Source organism: Streptomyces sp. NPDC050625, from assembly GCF_040654755.1.
Classification (GTDB): Bacteria; Actinomycetota; Actinomycetes; order Streptomycetales; family Streptomycetaceae; genus Streptomyces.
This window is the reverse complement of the sequence record NZ_JBFAIQ010000014.1, coordinates 73,517-90,198: the sequence shown is the minus strand read 5'-3', so window position 1 is coordinate 90,198 and position 16,682 is coordinate 73,517. Positions and strand designations below refer to the sequence as shown.

Genomic DNA, 16,682 nt, shown 5'->3' with positions numbered 1-16,682 from the left:
GAACGTCAGTTCTTGGTGCGGAACTTGTGGATCGCGACCGGTGCCATCACCGCGGTGAGCCCCGCCGACCAGGCCAGGGTCACCCACAGCCCGTGCGTGACCGGTCCGCCGACCATCAGACCGCGCGCGGTGTCCGCGAGGGCCGACAGCGGGTTGTACTCGGTGAAGTTCTGCAGCCAGCCCGGCATCGAGGCGGTCGGCGCGAAGATCGACGAGCCGAACTGCAGCGGCATCAGCACCAGGAAGCCCATGGCCTGCACGGACTGCGCGCTCTTCATGATCACGCCGAGGGTGAGGAACACCCACATCAGGGCCGAGCCGAACACCGCGGACAGGCCCACCGAGGCCAGCAGCCCCGCCCAGTTGGTGATGTCGAAGCCCACGAGCACGCCGACGATCACCAGGACGACGGTCGCGAAGAGCATCCGCATCAGCTCCACCGCGATCTTGGCGAACAGCACGGAGCCACGCCCGATCGGCAGGGACCGGAAGCGGTCCATGACACCGGAGTTGAAGTCCGTGTTGAACCCGGTGCCCACGCCCTGGGCCATGTTCATGCCCATCATGGCCATGAGGCCGGGCACGACGTACTGCACGTACTGGTCCTGACCACCGCCCAGCGACTGCCCGATGGAGCCGCCGAAGACGTACACGAACAGCAGGGTGAAGATCACCGGGAACAGGATGGCGTCGAACATCGACTCCGGGTCCTGCCGGATCCACAGCAGATTGCGGCGGATGAGCGCGCCGGTGTGGCGCAGATGGGCACGCAGCGGGATGGGAGCGTCGGCCTTGGAGGCGGCTGCGGCGGGGGTGAGAGTGGCGGCGCTCATACGGCGACCTCCTCGCGGATCTCGGCGGGCGTGGCGTCCTGCGGGGCACTGGCGCGGTGGCCGGTGAGGGACAGGAACACCTCGTCCAGGCTGGGCAGTTCGGTGGTGATCGAGGAGATGGTGATGCCGCGCGCGGTGACCGCGCCGACCACGGCGGTCAGCTGCTCGTCACTGAGGATCGGCACCAGCAGGGAGCCCGCGTCGGTGTCCACGGTCGTACTGGCCAGCCCGGTGATGCCCAGCTCGTCCAGCATCCCGGCGAGCGGGCGCAGCTCCAGCGGGTCCGCGGGCCTGACACGCAGCGTGCGTCCGCCGACCCTGGCCTTCAGCTCCTCGATGCCGCCGTTCGCGATGACCTTCCCACGGTCGACGACGGTCAGCTCGGAGGCGAGCTGCTCGGCCTCCTCCATGTACTGCGTGGTCAGCAGGACGGTGACACCGTCCCCGACCATGGCCTTGACCTCGTCCCACACCTCGTTGCGGGTACGGGGGTCGAGTCCGGTCGTCGGCTCGTCCAGGTAGAGGACGGCGGGCCGGCCGATCATCGACGCGGCCAGGTCGAGCCGCCGCCGCATACCGCCGGAGTAGGTGCCCGCGGGCCGCCGGGCGGCCTCCGTCAGCGAGAATCGCTCCAGCAGCTCGTCGGCGCGGGCGCGGGCCTCCTTGCGCGGCAGGTCCAGCAGCCGCCCGATCATGTACAGGTTCTCCCAGCCCGGGAGCTTCTCGTCCACCGACGCGTACTGCCCGGTGAGGCCTATGACCCGGCGCAGCTGCCGGGGCTGCCGTACGACGTCGTACCCGGCCACGGTGGCGTGTCCGGCGTCGGGGGCCAGCAGGGTGGAGAGGATGCGTACGAGGGTGGTCTTGCCGGCTCCGTTCGGCCCGAGCACACCCATCACGGTGCCCTCGCGCACATCCAGGTCGACACCGTCCAGTGCCCTGGTCTCGCCGTAGTGCTTGACCAGCCCCCGCACGGTCACGGCGCTGCTCGCGCCACTGGGGTTGTCGTCGATTCGCGTCATGCCCCAGACGTTGTCAGCCCCGACCGACAAACCACCTACAGACCGCCTACAGCAACCGACGGCCCACCGACACGTGCCGGACATACGACAAGCCCCGCCGACGGGGGACGATCGGCGGGGCTTGTCGGTGGTGCGGCAATGGCTCAGTGGCGGGGCCGTGCCTCAGCGGCCGCGGCTCAGTGGACGGAGTGCTCCTCCAGCGGGAACGTCCCGCCCACGACGTCCTCGGCGAACTCCTTCACCGCGCTGCCCATGACCTCACGCAGGTTGGCGTACTTCTTCACGAACTTCGGCATCCGGCCGCCCGTCAGACCGAGCATGTCGGTCCACACGAGCACCTGCGCGTCCGTCTCCGCACCGGCGCCGATGCCCACGGTCGGGATGTGCAGCACGCGCGTCACCTCGGCCGCGAGCTCGGCCGGGACCAGTTCGAGTACCACCGCGAACGCGCCCGCGTCCTGTACGGCCTTGGCGTCGCGCAGCAGCTGCGCGGCCGCCTCCTCGCCGCGCCCCTGGACGCGGTAGCCCATGGCGTTCACGGACTGCGGGGTCAGACCGATGTGGGCCATGACCGGGATGCCGGACTCGACGAGCAGCCGGATCTGCTCGTGGGAGCGCTCGCCGCCCTCCAGCTTCACCGCGCCGACGCCGGCCTCCTTCACCAGCCGGGTCGCCGAGCGCAGCGCCTGCACCGGGCCCTCCTGGTACGAGCCGAAGGGCAGGTCGCCGACGATCAGGGCGCGCTGGGTGCCGCGCACGACCGCGGCCGACAGCATGGTCATCTCGTCGAGGGTGACGGGCACGGTCGTCTCGTACCCGAGGTGGCAGTTGCCCGCCGAGTCGCCGACCAGGAGCACCGGGATGCCGGCCTCGTCGAAGACGGACGCGGTCATCGCGTCGTAGGCGGTGAGCATGGGCCATTTCTCGCCCCGCTCCTTGGCGAGGGCGATGTCGCGGACGGTGATGCGGCGTGTGCCCTTGCCCCCGTACAGCGCTTTGCTGCCGTCGGAGGGCTTGTTCTGGGCAGCCGAAAGCTGCGTCATTGCAACGGCTCCTTCAGTCATCTCGAGGCGCCCTCACGGCGTCCCCGGATCCCCTCCATGGTGGCACCTCGTGCCAGGGAGGGCCAGGGGACCCCCGTGTGATCCCTTACGTCATCCCTTACGCCATCCCAACGCACTCCGCTCGCACCCCGCCCGTGTACCGCTCGGCCCGGGGTGGGCCGTGAACGAGCGGTGTGCGGCGGGCCATGACCGCGCTGCGTAAGGTCTCGGTAAAGGAATTAAAATACGAGACGGTTCCGTATTGGAAGTGGCCTAGGGTCGTCGACATGACAACTCCTGCCGACCGTGCCTCTCACGGTTCCCGGATACCTGAAGCGGTGCACCGCCGCCGCTGGGCGATCCTCGGCGTCCTGATGCTGAGCCTGCTGATCGTTGTGCTCGACAACTCGATCCTGAACGTCGCCGTCAAGACCATCTCCACCCCGGCGCCCACCGGACTGGGGGCCACCCAGAGCGAGATCGAGTGGGCGATCAACGCCTACACCCTCGTCTTCGCCGGCCTGCTGTTCACCGCCGGCCTCATCGGCGACCGGCTGGGCCGCAAGAAGGTCCTGCTCGGCGGCCTCCTCGTGTTCGGCATCGGCTCCGCCCTCGCCGCCGAGTCCGGCTCCCCGGGCGAGCTGATCGCCTACCGCGCGCTGATGGCGCTCGGCGCCGCCTTCGTCATGCCTGCCACGCTCGCCGTGCTGATGAACGTCTTCGAGCGCGAGGAGCAGCCCAAGGCCATCGGCATCTGGGCCGGCGGCGTCGGACTCGCCATCGCCATCGGGCCCATCACCGGCGGTGCGCTCCTCGACCACTTCTGGTGGGGCTCGGTCTTCTTCGTCAACGTACCCATCGTGATCCTCGCCCTGGCCCTGATGATCTGGCTGGTGCCCGACTCGCGCGACCCGAAGCCCGGCCGCCTCGACCCGATCGGCGTCGTGCTCTCGGTCGTCGGCCTGGTCCTGCTCGTCTACGGCATCATCAAGGGCGGCGAGCTCGCCGACTTCACGGACGCCAAGGTCCTGGCTACCATCGCGGCCGGACTCGCGGTCCTCGCCGGCTTCGTCGTCTTCGAGAAGCGCAGCGACCACCCGTCCCTGGACGTCACGTACTTCAAGAACAAGGTCTTCTCGGCCGCCATGAGCGCCATCGCGCTGGTCTTCTTCGCGCTGATGGGCGTGACGTTCTTCGGTGTCTTCTACACCCAGAGCGTGCGCGGCTACTCGCCGCTGGAGTCCGGTGTGCTGATGCTGCCGCTGGCCGCCGCGCAGATGATCTTCGCGCCGCGGGCCCGGCTGGTCGTCGACCGGTTCGGCAACAAGGCCACCACCACCGCCGGTCTGCTCCTCATCGCGGTGACGCTGGTCATCTTCGCCACCTTCGAGGCGGACACGCCCATCTGGCTCCTGGAGGTCGACTTCTTCCTCATGGGCACCGGCATGGCGCACATCATGACGCCGACCTCCGTCGTCATCATGCAGGCCCTGCCCCGCGAGAAGGCCGGCTCGGCCTCCGCGCTCAGCAACACCTTCCGCCAGGTCGGCGGCGCCCTCGGCATCGCCGTGCTCGGCTCGGTCCTGGCCACCTCGTACCGCACCGGCATCGAGGACAAGCTGCACCTGCTGCCGCCCGGCCTCAGGGACACGGCGGGCGAGTCCATCGAGGCCACCCTGGGCGTCGCCCACAAGCTCGGACCGCAGGGCAAGGCCCTGATCGGCCCCGCCAATGACGCGTTCCTGCACGCCATGCACGTCACCGCGCTGTGCGGCACGGGCGTGGCGATCCTAGGCGCGATCGTGACGGCACTCTTCCTGCCGGGCAAACCGCAGGCACCGCAGGAGGGCAAGCCGGAGCAGGAGTTGGTCGCCGCCGCGGACTAGTCCGACTGGTCCGCGAGAAGGCGTCCGGAGAGGCACCACGGGGGGAGGAGGCGGCTGCGGGACAATTCCCGCAGCGCAGTGAAAGGACGAAACGACGTGAGTCTTGCCGAGAGCCGACCGCAGCAACTCGGTCCCGTACGGGGCCGCCCGCGCAGCGAGGCCGTGGAACACGCCATTCTGGAAGGCGTGATGAAGCTCCTGGAGGAGGGCGTGCCCCTCGCCGAGCTCTCCATCGAGCGCGTCGCCCGCACCGCCGGCGTCGGCAAGGCCACCATCTACCGCCGCTGGAGCGGCAAGGAGGACCTCTTCGTCGACGTCATGCGCGCCGCCGAGCCCCCCGACCCCGTGCTCCCCGGCACCTCGATGCGCGACGACCTGGTCGTCCTGCTCGAATCGCTGCGCCAGCGCGGCCTGGTCAGCCGCTCGTCGGCGATCCTGCACAACGTCCACGTCCAGATGAAGAGCAGCCCCCGGATCTGGGCCGCCTACCACGCCGGCGTGATAACTCCCCGGCGCAACCAGGGCCTCGAAGTGCTGCGCCGCGGACAGCGCAACGGCGAGCTCCGCGAGGACGTCGACATCGAACTGGCCAACGACATGTTCGTCGGCCCCATGCTCGTCCGCTCCATCATGCGCCCCGACGCGGACCTCCCGGAGGGGCTGGCGGAGCAGATCGTCGACACGGTGCTCGCAGGCCTACGGCCCGTCAGCTCACCCGGCACTTAGCCCGAATGTGCGCGTTTCGTCACAGTCCAGGCGGGTGTCGCCACAGCCGGAACCCCTCGCGCCGACTTGTTCGTCATCGTCTTCCGTACGGCCGTCACACGGCGGCAGGAACGGACCCCATCATCCCCTAGGGTCGTATCCCGGGGGGAAGACGGTGCGCACGGCAGGTTGTGAGGCAGACGGTATGGCGCAGCAGGCGTACATGACGGAGACGGACAACGGCGGCTCGGGGCCCGAGCACCGGGGCTCCCGGTTCCGGCACCTGCTGGGGCGGCTGCGCAGAAGCCTGTTCGACGGCTGGCGCGGAGATCCGCGCATCTGGCGCCGCGGCATCGTCACGGCCGTGATCGCGCTGCTGCTCGCCCTGGTGATGCTGGTGCACTCGCGCATCCCGAACCGGGTGGGCAACCTCGGCAGTCTCACGGAGACGTTCCTGCCCTGGCTGGGCCTGCTGATCCCGGTGCTCCTCGTCGTCGGTGTCGTACGGAAGTCGGCGACCGCGCTGATCGCGGTGCTGCTTCCGGTCATCGTGTGGCTGAACCTCTTCGGCGGCCTGCTCACCGACAAGACGAACTCCGGCGGCGACCTGATGGTCGCGACGCACAACGTCAACGCCGACAACCCTGACCCGTCCGCCACGGCCCGGGACGTGGCCGCGTCCGGCGCGGACGTGCTGGCCCTGGAGGAGCTGAAGGCGTCGGCCGTGCCGGTGTACGAGAAGGCGCTGGCGGCGACCTACAAGTACCACTCGGTGCAGGGCACGGTCGGGCTGTGGAGCAAGTACCCGCTCACCGGCGCCAGGGCCGTCGACATCAAGCTGGGCTGGACGCGCGCCATGCGTGCGACGGTGGCCGCGCCGGCCGGGCAGGTCGCGGTCTACGTGGCCCATCTCCCCTCGGTCCGCGTGAAGATGGAAGCCGGCTTCACCGCCCGCCAGCGCGACAAGAGCGCCGACGCGCTCGGCGAGGCCATCGCCGACGAGCCGCTGCAGCGGGTGGTGCTGCTCGGCGACCTGAACGGCACCATGAACGACCGTTCCCTCAACGCCGTCACCTCCCAGCTGCGCTCCACGCAGGGCGCGGCGGGCAGCGGCTTCGGCTTCAGCTGGCCGGCCTCGTTCCCGATGGCGCGGATCGACCAGATCATGGTCAAGGGGGTCGAACCGGAGAGCTCGTGGACGCTTCCGAAGACGAACAGCGACCACTTGCCGGTCGCGGCGCGTGTGAAGGTCGACACGTCCTCGTAACCCGCTGGAATGCCGACCAGGGAGACTTTGTTCCGTACTTGAACATACACTGTACGGAACTCCGCTCTCCCTGAAAGGCAAACCCCGCCATGCCCCTGGCCCTGCTCGCGCTGGCCGTAGGCGCCTTCGGTATCGGTACAACCGAATTCGTGATGATGGGCCTGCTGCCCGAAGTCGCGGCCGACCTGCACATCTCGATCCCAACCGCCGGGCACCTCGTCTCGGCCTACGCGCTCGGCGTGGTGATCGGAGCCCCGCTCCTGGCCGCGCTGACCGCCCGCATGCCCCGTCGCACCGTCCTCATGGCCCTGATGGGCCTGTTCGTCGCGGGCAACGCGCTGTCGGCCCTCGCCCCCGGCTACGACTCGCTCCTCGCGGCACGCTTCCTGAGCGGACTGCCGCACGGCGCCTTCTTCGGCGTCGGCGCGGTGGTCGCGACGAACATGGTGACACCGGAGCGCAAGGCCCGCTCCGTCTCCCTGATGTTCCTCGGCCTGACGGTCGCCAACATCGCGGGCGTGCCGGCGGCCACGCTCATGGGCCAGCACCTGGGCTGGCGGGCGACGTTCCTCGGCGTGAGCGCGATCGGGTTGGCGGCGATAGTGTCCCTGGCGCTGCTGATCCCGCAGTCCCGCACTCACGTCCCCTCCTCCGGCCTGCGCGGCGAGCTGTCGGCGCTGAGGTCGCTACCGGTATGGCTGGCACTCGGTACGACGGTGGCGGGCTTCGGCGCGCTCTTCGCGGCGTACAGCTACATCACGCCGATGCTCACGGACGCCGCCGGTTACGCCGACTCCAGCGTGACGCTGCTGCTGGCGCTGTTCGGCGTGGGCGCGACGGTCGGCAACCTGGTGGGCGGCCGCCTGGCGGACCACGCGATGCGGCGCACGCTGTTCGGCGGCCTGCTGTCGCTGACGGCGGTCCTGCTCCTGTTCCCCCTCCTCATGAGCACGCCGCTGACGGCGGCCCTGGCGGTGATCCTCCTGGGCACGGCGGCGTTCATCACGGGTTCCCCCCTCCAACTGATGGTCATGGAAAAGGCCTCCGCGGCCCCCTCCCTCGCCTCCTCGGCCAACCAGGCGGCCTTCAACCTCGCGAACGCGGGCGGAGCCTGGATCGGCGGCCTGGCCCTGGCGGCCGGCTTCGGGGCGACGTCTCCGGCGGTGGCGGGGGCGGGGTTGGCGGTACTGGGACTTGCCGTGGCGAGCACGGCATACTTGGTGGACCGGCACCGGGCTACTCCGCCGACCGGCCTCGCGGAGCGGGTGGTCGCCTCACACGTGCCGGAGCAGCCGGGCGCGCTGCACCACTGAGTCGAGGGGGTTGTCGCGGGCGCAGGCTGAAGGGTTGCTGTTGGGGCCGCTCGCTTCTTGGCCAGTGTCGCGCTTCCGCGAGGCGAGTAAAGGGCGCTGCGTTCCACTTCGTTCCACTCCGCGTCGCCTTCGGCGATGGCCCTGCGGGCCACCCTTGACACACCTCGCTCCAGCACGGGTGGGAAGCGAGCGAGCGGCCCGGAAAGACGGGTGGCCAGGCGGGGTTCGCGGGCAACCGTCGGCTGCGTCCGTATCCGGCGTCGACGGGCGCGGTCGCGCCTCGCCAGCACGCCGGGCCGGCTTAGCGGCGAGCGGTGGGTGGGGGGGATGGGGGTGGGGCAGGCGGCCGGAGGATGGAAGGGGACGTGGGTGAGTGGGTGGGCGAGCGGGCGTGTGACAGGCCGACGGCTGTAGTGGCCCCACGAGGTCGTCACACCTGCCTCTCAAGTCACACGAAGGCGATGATTGGCAGGACTGGGCCACCGTCCGAGCCGAACCCGTCCCTCCCACTTCGTGGTTTGCCTCGACCCCTTGGCCCAAATCGACCAATCACGGTGGAGGGCGCGACCACCAACGGCCGCCACTGGGCTCCAGCCGGCGTGGATGCCCGCGTCACCGATCCGCGAACGTGAGCACTCCGCCCCCAGCCCCACACCCCAACTGACCGCGCCCAACCAACTTCCAACCGGCCATACGCCCCACCCCCACCCACTCAGCCCCCACCCACCCAGCTCCCTCCCCTCAACCTCCCTCACCCCCCCACGCACCGCTCGCCGCTAAACCGTCCCGGCGTGCTGGCGAGGTGCGACCGCGCCCGTCAGTGGACGGTGACCTTGCAGCCCACCGTTGCCCGCAAACCCCGGCCGGGCCACCCGTCTTTCCGGGCCGCTCGCTCGCTTCCCACCCGTGCTGGAGCGAGGTGTGTCAAGGGTGGCCCGCAGGGCCATCGCCGAAGGCGACGCGGAGTAGAACGAAGTGGAACGCAGCGCCCTTTACTCGCCTCGTGGAAGCACGACACTGAGAAAGAAGCGAGTGGCCCCAACGGCAACCCTTCAGCAGGGGCCCGCGACAACCCCCTCGGATGCCACCAGCGCCGCCTCAGCTTCTCAGTTCGCACCAGACCGTCTTGCGGTCCGGCGCCTGGTCCACGCCCCACCGGTCGGTCAGCGCGTCGAGTAGGGCCATGCCTCGCCCGGACTCGGAATCCTTCGCTGCCGGGGCTGACAGCAGGATGGGCAGGGTGCGCGTGTCGGGGTCCGTCACCTCGATTCGGGTGTGGCGGTGCCCTGGCTTGCTGATGACCTTGACGGTCACGGGTGTGCCCTCGCCCACGTGGTTGATGACGTTCGTCAGCAGCTCCGTTGCGCACAGACGTACGTCGAAGTCGTGGTCGCGGAGATGGTGGCGGAGTTCCGGTACGGCCTTCGGCGTGGCGAGCAGCCGGAGTTCGTATGGCGTTATTGCCACCGTCTTTCGGAGTGCGGCGGCGAGCGCGTTGGCCGTAGCCGTGTTGCAGTTCCCGAGCGCGACGAGGCTGGCGGGCGTTGCGTACATACTCGACACCGGCGGATCGGACCACCTGGACCGTGAGGTGATCGACGTCACGGGCCGCTTCGCAGCCCGGGTCCCGGTCCGGCCGGCGCGGCTGGGCAGGACCTGGGTGGACCGCCTGTGGCTTCCGCGGCGGCGAGCCGGTTCAGTGAACGCCCCTTTCCGGGATCGTCGGCAGGACCTTCTCGGCGATGTCCACGAGAGCACCGTCGTCGGGGAGGGCGCCGGTCTGGCTCCACACGGTGATGTCGTAGTAGCCGCCGAGGTCCTTCCGGTCGAGGGCCACTGACAGTGTCCTGGCCAACGGACCCTGCTGGACGGGCGTGTGCTTCTGGTCACCGCCGAGATTGATCTCGAACTTCATGGTGTGGTCCGAGGAGAAGACCGCGGGCCGGCCGAGAACCTTGAGCGTCCTGACGTTGCTCTCGATCCTGTCACCCGCCATGTCGATCAGCCGCACGTACTGGGCGGTCGACATCTTGTCGTAGGTGGCCGAGAGCTTCACGGTGTACGTGTCGAAGTCGATCTGGGCGTCCGGCTCGGCGACCTTCCCGTCGGTCAGGAGCGCGGTGCCGTTGCTGCTGGAGGCGGAGCTCGCGACTTCTCCGGGCGTTCCCATGAGCCGGGCCAGGTCGGGCCGGTTGAGCGCCTTGCACAGATCGTCGCCGGTCACCGCCCGGGGCGTTTTCTCGTACGCCTTCGGCAGCTTCTCGTGTTCCGTGTCCGAACAGGAGGCGGGCTGCGGCGTGTTGTCGTCGACCGGCATCACGCGGTCGCCCAGCCACACCGAGGCCGCGAGCGCCCCGAACACGGCCAGGGCCGCGACGGCCTGGCCCCAAGCGTTGTGGTCCTTCTCCGGCTTGTCCGGGCCGGGACGCGGTCCGGTTCCGGCTCCGGCACGGCTTCCGGCCGGTGCCGAGGCCGCAATGGGGTCCGCGGTGGGGGCCTGGGCCTGATCCAAGGCCGGGGCCGGGGCGGCGGTATCGGTCACCATCCCGCCTGCGGCGGACGCCGGACCCTGACCCTTGTTCCGGCGCGCGCGCAGCGCCCGGACCACCGTGTGGACGCGTATCGCCGTGAACACGAGGAACGCCGCCCCGATGGCGGCCGCGACCCGGTCGCTGTCGCGGGCGGCGAGATACATGATGCGCAGGCCGAAGACGGACCCGATCACGATGAGCAGGGGTTCGCGGACCCAGAAGGGCAGCACGCGCAGGAGTAGACCAAGCATCTGGTGATCTCATCAGGGACATGATCACATTTGCCGTGATGGAGGCCACAGTTCCGGGGGCGGTTCTGGCCCGCTTCCGCACGGTGCGTGGATGCCCAGCTCCTCAGCGCCGCCGCCTGGGCCCCCTTCGTCGACGCGTTCACGTCCTCGGGTCGTCGAACCGCTCCAGGTCCCGCAACCACGCCCCCGCCGAGCTGTCCGAAGGCGCGCGCCAGTCACCCCGCGGTGAGAGCGAACCCCCCGCCGAGACCTTCGGCCCGTTCGGCATGGCGGAGCGCTTGAACTGTGCGAACGCGAAGAAGCGGCGGCAGAAGACCTCCAGCCAGCGTCGGATCTCCGGCAGGTCGTACGCCACCCGCTTGGCCTCCGGGAAGTTCGGGGGCCAGGCGCCGGACTCCGGGTCGTGCCAGGCGTGCCAGGCCAGGAAGGCGATCTTCGACGGTCTGAAGCCGTACCGCAGCACGTGGAAGAGCGTGAAGTCGTGCAGCGCGTACGGGCCGATCCTGGACTCCGTGGACTGCATCTCCTCGCCCGGCACCAACTCCGGGCTGATCTCGGTGTCGAGGATCGCGGCGAGTGTCTTGCCGGTCTCGTCGTCGAACTGGTCGCTGCTGATGACCCAGCGGATCAGATGCTGGATCAGGGTCTTCGGTACGCCCGAGTTGACGTTGTAGTGGCTCATCTGGTCGCCCACGCCGTACGTGGACCAGCCGAGCGCCAGCTCCGAGAGGTCGCCGGTGCCGAGCACGATGCCGTCGCGCTGGTTGGCCAGCCGGAAGAGATAGTCCGTGCGCAGACCCGCCTGCACGTTCTCGAAGGTGACGTCGTACACCGGCTCGCCGGAGGCGAACGGATGGCCCATCTCCTGCAGCATCAGCCGTGCGGTCGGCGTGATGTCCAGCTCGGCCGCGGTGACACCCAGGGAACGCATCAGCGCATGCGCGTTGTCCTTGGTGTGGTCGCTGGTGGCGAAGCCGGGCAGCGTCCAGGCCAGGATGTCGCTGCGCGGGCGGCCCGCGCGGTCCATCGCGCGGGCGGCGACGATCAGCGCGTGCGTGGAGTCCAGGCCGCCGGACACCCCGATGACCACCTTCGGGCCGCCGATCGCCGCGAGGCGCTGCTGGAGGCCCTCGACCTGGATGTTGTACGCCTCGTAGCAGTCCAGGGCGAGGCGGTCGGGGTCGGCCGGCACGAACGGGAAGCGCTCCAGGCGACGGCGCAACCCCAGGTCGGTGAGCGGCGGATCGAGCTCGAAGGAGACCGTGCGGAAGTCACTCGTCCGCGCCTGATGCGTGCGGCGGTTGTCGTCGAACGTGCCCGTCCGCTGCCGTTCCTGACGCAGCAGGTCGAGGTCCACGTCGGCCACCGCGTACTCGTCGCCGAGCGGGAAACGCTCGGTCTCGGCCAGCAGCGCGCCGTTCTCGTAGATCATGGTCTGCCCGTCCCAGGACAGGTCCGTGGTCGACTCGCCGAGGCCGGCCGCCGCGTAGACGTACGCGGCGAGGCAGCGGGAGGAGGCCGAGCGGCACAGCAGCTTGCGGTCCTCGGCCCGCCCGACCGTGATCGGGCTGCCCGAGAGGTTGACGAGGACGGTCGCACCGGCGAGGGCCGCCTCCGCGCTGGGCGGCACCGGCACCCACATGTCCTCGCAGATCTCGGCGTGGAGCACGAGGCCTGGAACGTCCTCCGCGGCGAACAGCAGATCCACGCCGAACGGTACGGTCTCGCCGCCGACCCGGATCGATCCGCCGCGCTCGTCGGCGCCGTCGCCGATCTGCCGGCGCTCGTAGAACTCCCGGTAGTTCGGCGGGTACGACTTGGGGACCACACCGAGGATCCGGCCGCGGTGCACGATCACCGCGCAGTTGTAGATCCGGTTGCGGTGGCGCAGCGGGGCACCGACGACCAGCACCGGCAGCAGGTCCGCCGACCCGGCCACCACCTCGTCGAGCGCCTCCTCGACCTGGTCGAGCAGCGCGTCCTGCAGCAGCAGGTCCTCGATCGAGTAGCCGCACAGCACCAGCTCCGGGAAGACGACGACGGCGACCCCCTCCTCGGCGCACCGGCGTGCGTGGCGCAGGACCGCTGGGGCGTTGGCGTGCGGGTCGGCGATGCGGGTGTGACCCGTGCACGCGGCGACACGTGCGAAGCCGTGCTGATAGATCGACCAGAAGTTCAACGGAGGCACTGGCCCAGTGTAATCGTCAGAGCGACACGATGAGGGGCGCGGGGTGTGATGAGGGGCGTGGAGTGTTGTGTACCCCACGCCCCTCTACGGCACCTACCGCGTCAGCGGATCAGTGACGGCGGTACGACTGCACGTAGCCGTTCGCGGGCGAGCCCACGCCGGTGACGTCGTCGTAGCCCTTCACCGCGGACAGCGAGCTGTCCTTGCCGAGGCTGCGGACCGAGGTCGCGAGGCCATCGGCGGCGTCGAAGCCGTTCACGAAGTCGATACGGGCCACCGCCAGGCCGGAGCCGGTCGGGTTGTCCGTGACGTCATGGAAGACACCCGTCTTGCCGTACTTGCCGTAGATCGCCGGGTTGGCGAAGCCGATCGCCTTGCCGCCCTGGGCCTCCTGGGCCAGCGCCTGGACCGCCGCGATCACCGGCGCGGCCAGCGAGGTGCCGCCGATGCGGTACTCGCTGTACTGCTCGGTGCCGTCCGGGAAGGTCTGGGTCTGGCCGACCTTGAAGCCGGTGTTCGGGTCGGCGATGGCCGCGATGTCCGGGACGACGCGGTTGCCGGCGGCGTTGTTGGCCGTGGCCAGCGCCTTCGGGACGACGTTCTTCTGGTAGTACGGCTGCGGCACGGTCTTGCTGGTGCCGCCGCCCGCGCCCGAGGTGAAGGCGCCGGGGAAGCCGGTCCAGCTCTTGCCGTCGGCCGACAGGGTCGCCTTGTCGGTGCCCCAGCCGGTCTCCCACATGTACTTGTCGCCCTTGCCGACGGCCAGCGAGGTACCGCCGACCGCGGTCACCCAGGCCGAGTTGGCGGGGGTGTCGACCTGCTTCGTACCGGTGTTGGCGACCTCGTCGCCGTTGTCACCGGAGGAGAAGTAGAAGCCGATACCCTGCACCGCGCCGAACTGGAAGACCTGGTCGTAGGCGGACGCGAGGTCCGGCGTCTGGTTGGCCTCGATGTCGCCCCAGGAGTTGGAGACGATGTCGGCCAGGTGGTTGTCGACGATCTTGCTGAGCGAGTCCAGCAGGTCGTCGTCGTAGCAGGAAGCGGCGCCCACGTAGGTCACGTTGGCGGCCGGCGCGACCGCGTGCACGGCCTCGACGTCGAGGGTCTCCTCGCCGTACCAGCCGGCCGCGCCGCACTCCTTGGTCTTCGTGTAGTTCTTCGGCAGCACCTGGCTCAGCTGACCGGTCTTCCACGCCGCGTCACCGTGCTTGTTCGCGTAGGTGCCCGCGTCGAAGGCGATGGTCGGCGAGGCGTACGCGTCCGTGATGGCGATGCGGACGCCCTTGCCGGTGTAGGTGCCGGCGCCGTAGGCGGCGCGCAGCTGCTTGCCGGTGTAGCCCTGGACGGCGTACGGGATCTTCGTGCCGTACGCGTCCGGCAGCGTGGTCGCGATGTTCGAGCCGTAGTACGAGGAGAACGGCCCGGAGTTCTTGAACACCGCGTCCGGCGGCGGCAGCTGGTCGTTGTGCGTCGCCTTGTGCGGCGCGTTGTCCAGGCCGGTGACGGTCAGGACGGCGCCCTTGAGGCTCTGCGGCACCGAGGCCGCCTTCGACGGCGCGCGGTAGGTCTTCGCGCCCTTGGTGTAGTTGTGCAGCTGGGTGCCGAACGCCTTCTCGGCGGCGGACACGTCACCGGTGACGGCGATGTAGTGCTGCGTGACCTCCGTGACCGTGAGGCCCGACGACTTGAGCCAGGACTTGACGGCGGCCACCTGGGCCTTGGTCGCACCGAAGCGGGCCTGCGTCTGCTTGGCGCTCAGGTACTTGCCGTACGCCTTCGAGCTCGGGTCGGACACCGCCTTGGCATAGGCGGCGAGGCCGGCCGCGTTCCGGCCGGAGAGGTACACCCGGGCGGAGACCTGGGCGCTGTTCGAGGTGGCGCCCTTGTCCGCCTTGGTCGTTGCCCAGGCGGGCTTGGTGCCCGCGAGGGCGTTTCGGCCCGGGTTGTCCACGGCGTGCGCCGCGGGTATGCCGAGCGCCAGCGCACCGGCGATCATCGGCAGTGTCGCTGCCATGCTCACGCCGGCGCGCACCTTGGCGCGGTTGGATCTCATAGAACCCCCTGCGATGCGGTTCGCATGCATGTAGTGGTCGGTACGTCGTGGATCCGGGCGCCGGCCCGCGGCGGTGAGGCCCGCGAATGGATCACACGATGGGGGCCACTCTTTCGATGAACCGTTCATGCCAGGGGAACGCAAAAGTCAAGAGAACCCCAAGGAACCGTCATCCGGGGTGAATTGCGGCTTTCGTCCTGGTGGCCAGGTTACGAACGCGGCTTGGCGCCCCGCTCCTTGAGCATGTCGGCCATCAGCTGGATCTCCGACTGCTGTGCGTCGACCATGCCCTGCGCGAGCTTCTTCTCCACGCCGACGGTGCACTTGGCGACGCACCCCTCGGCCATGTGGATGCCGCCCTTGTGATGGTCCGTCATCAACTGGAGGAAGAAGATCTCGGCCTGCTTGCCGCTGAGGGTGCCGAGCTTCTTCAGGTCGGCGTTGGTCGCCATGCCCGGCATCAGCGCGCCGTCCTTGCCGGACGCCATGTCGCCCATGCCCATCCAGGTCATCGGCGGTTTCGCCGACACCTTCGGCAGCTCCCACAGGTCCAGCCAGCCCAGCAGCATGCCGCGCTGGTTGGCCTGCGTCTGCGCGATGTCGTAGGCGAGCCGGCGTACTTCCTCGTCCGTCGTACGGTCGCGCACGATGTACGACATCTCGACGGCCTGCTGGTGGTGGACCGCCATGTCCCGCGCGAACCCGGCGTCCGCCGAGTCGGTGCCCGGCGTCCCTGTCCCCGAGCCACCGTCCTCGGCGACCGCGTAGGTGATCGCGCCGGCGGCGACGAGCACGGCCGCCGCGGCGCCCGCGATCCAGCCGATGTGCTGCCTCACTTCATCGTCCCGCCGGTGCACGAGGCGCCCGGCTCGGGGGTCTGCTTGCCCTGGACGTAGGTGGAGAAGAACTTGTCGACGGCCGGGTCGCTCGCGCTCTTCACCGTGAGCTGGTGGCCCCACGCCGAGAGAACGAGCGGCGCCGCCTGGTTCTCGTACGGGCTCATGAGCGTGTACGGCGTCTTCTTCACCTTGGCCGCGAGCGCGTCGACGTCGGCCTTGTCCGCCTTGCTGGTGTACGTCACCCAGACCGCGCCGTGCTCCAGCGAGTGCACGGCGTTCTCGTCCTTCACGGCCGAGGTGTAGACGTCACCGTTGCAGTTGAGCCAGACCGGGTTGTGGTTGCCGCCCACCGGCGGGTGCATCGGGTACTTCACGGACGTGGTGACATGGGTCCGGGACAGCTTGCCGGTCCAGGTCTGCACTCCGTCCTTGCCCGTGGTGAAGTGGCCCGAGTCCCCGGAGCCCTTCGAGTCGCTCGCCGTGCTGTCGCTGTCCTTCTGCGAGTTCACGAGCACCACACCGCCGACGACGAGACCGGCGACCACCACCACGCTCGCGGCGATGGTGAGCACCCGGTTGCGGCGCTCGCGGGCCTGCTCGGCGCGCCGCATCTCCTCGATGCGCGCCTTGCGCGCGGTGGTGTTGCTGTTCTTGGCGGAACCCATGGCTGTTGTCCTTCTGGGGGAAAGGGCCGGAACGGACGGGACGGTCGGGCTCACTGATCGTAATGGGGAAGGGGCACCCTGCCGCA

13 protein-coding genes are annotated in these 16,682 nt (G+C 69.6%); 4 read left to right on the top strand and 9 right to left on the bottom strand.

The features are described 5' to 3' along the window. Nucleotides 1–5: 5 nt before the first annotated feature. From AB0I54_RS27705 to panB, 3 genes are all read right to left on the bottom strand, one after another. Nucleotides 6–833 (bottom strand): ABC transporter permease, encoded by an 828-nt coding sequence (locus AB0I54_RS27705; RefSeq protein WP_363298862.1) that lies wholly within the window; start codon nucleotides 831–833, stop codon nucleotides 6–8. After that, complete coding sequence (locus AB0I54_RS27700; protein WP_363298861.1) at nucleotides 830–1,855, bottom strand: ATP-binding cassette domain-containing protein; 1,026 nt, start codon at nucleotides 1,853–1,855, stop codon at nucleotides 830–832. Before AB0I54_RS27700 ends, AB0I54_RS27705 begins: the two co-directional genes overlap by 4 nt. 176 nt (nucleotides 1,856–2,031) lie before the next feature. Next, nucleotides 2,032–2,898, bottom strand: coding sequence for a 3-methyl-2-oxobutanoate hydroxymethyltransferase (gene panB / locus AB0I54_RS27695; RefSeq protein WP_363298860.1), 867 nt, complete (start codon nucleotides 2,896–2,898; stop codon nucleotides 2,032–2,034). Between the two features lie 287 nt (nucleotides 2,899–3,185). Here panB and AB0I54_RS27690 point away from each other — a divergent pair, with 287 nt between their 5' ends. The 4 genes from AB0I54_RS27690 (at nucleotide 3,186) to AB0I54_RS27675 (ending at nucleotide 8,069) form a co-directional block, all read left to right on the top strand. Next, nucleotides 3,186–4,784: an MFS transporter gene (locus AB0I54_RS27690; protein ID WP_363298859.1), complete on the top strand. Its 1,599-nt coding sequence runs from the start codon at nucleotides 3,186–3,188 to the stop codon at nucleotides 4,782–4,784. A 96-nt stretch (nucleotides 4,785–4,880) separates the two neighbouring features. Next, the gene (locus AB0I54_RS27685; protein WP_363298858.1) at nucleotides 4,881–5,510 is read left to right on the top strand and encodes a TetR/AcrR family transcriptional regulator; all 630 of its coding nucleotides are present in this window, start codon (nucleotides 4,881–4,883) and stop codon (nucleotides 5,508–5,510) included. Nucleotides 5,511–5,694: 184 nt separating this feature from the next. Continuing rightward, nucleotides 5,695–6,756: an endonuclease/exonuclease/phosphatase family protein gene (locus AB0I54_RS27680; RefSeq protein ID WP_363298857.1), complete on the top strand. Its 1,062-nt coding sequence runs from the start codon at nucleotides 5,695–5,697 to the stop codon at nucleotides 6,754–6,756. Between the two features lie 89 nt (nucleotides 6,757–6,845). Next, the gene (locus tag AB0I54_RS27675; RefSeq protein ID WP_363298856.1) at nucleotides 6,846–8,069 is read left to right on the top strand and encodes an MFS transporter; all 1,224 of its coding nucleotides are present in this window, start codon (nucleotides 6,846–6,848) and stop codon (nucleotides 8,067–8,069) included. Between the two features lie 1,098 nt (nucleotides 8,070–9,167). Here AB0I54_RS27675 and AB0I54_RS27670 read toward each other — a convergent pair. The 6 genes from AB0I54_RS27670 to AB0I54_RS27645 all read right to left on the bottom strand — a co-directional run bounded on the left by AB0I54_RS27670 (nucleotide 9,168) and on the right by AB0I54_RS27645 (nucleotide 16,596). Continuing rightward, entirely contained in the window at nucleotides 9,168–9,623 is a 456-nt protein-coding gene (locus AB0I54_RS27670; RefSeq protein WP_363298855.1) for an ATP-binding protein, read from the bottom strand. Between the two features lie 142 nt (nucleotides 9,624–9,765). Beyond that, nucleotides 9,766–10,851, bottom strand: coding sequence for a DUF6215 domain-containing protein (locus AB0I54_RS27665; RefSeq protein ID WP_363298854.1), 1,086 nt, complete (start codon nucleotides 10,849–10,851; stop codon nucleotides 9,766–9,768). Nucleotides 10,852–10,990: 139 nt separating this feature from the next. Further along, on the bottom strand, nucleotides 10,991–13,039 hold the full coding sequence (locus AB0I54_RS27660) for an NAD(+) synthase (RefSeq protein WP_363298853.1): 2,049 nt from the start codon (nucleotides 13,037–13,039) through the stop codon (nucleotides 10,991–10,993). Nucleotides 13,040–13,148: 109 nt separating this feature from the next. Further along, the gene (locus AB0I54_RS27655; RefSeq protein ID WP_363298852.1) at nucleotides 13,149–15,092 is read right to left on the bottom strand and encodes a S53 family peptidase; all 1,944 of its coding nucleotides are present in this window, start codon (nucleotides 15,090–15,092) and stop codon (nucleotides 13,149–13,151) included. 209 nt (nucleotides 15,093–15,301) lie between these two features. After that, nucleotides 15,302–15,928 (bottom strand): DUF305 domain-containing protein, encoded by a 627-nt coding sequence (locus AB0I54_RS27650; RefSeq protein WP_363298851.1) that lies wholly within the window; start codon nucleotides 15,926–15,928, stop codon nucleotides 15,302–15,304. Further along, the gene (locus AB0I54_RS27645) at nucleotides 15,925–16,596 is read right to left on the bottom strand and encodes a DUF3105 domain-containing protein (protein ID WP_363298850.1); all 672 of its coding nucleotides are present in this window, start codon (nucleotides 16,594–16,596) and stop codon (nucleotides 15,925–15,927) included. The genes AB0I54_RS27650 and AB0I54_RS27645 overlap by 4 nt, the downstream gene beginning before the upstream one ends. Nucleotides 16,597–16,682 lie beyond the last annotated feature (86 nt).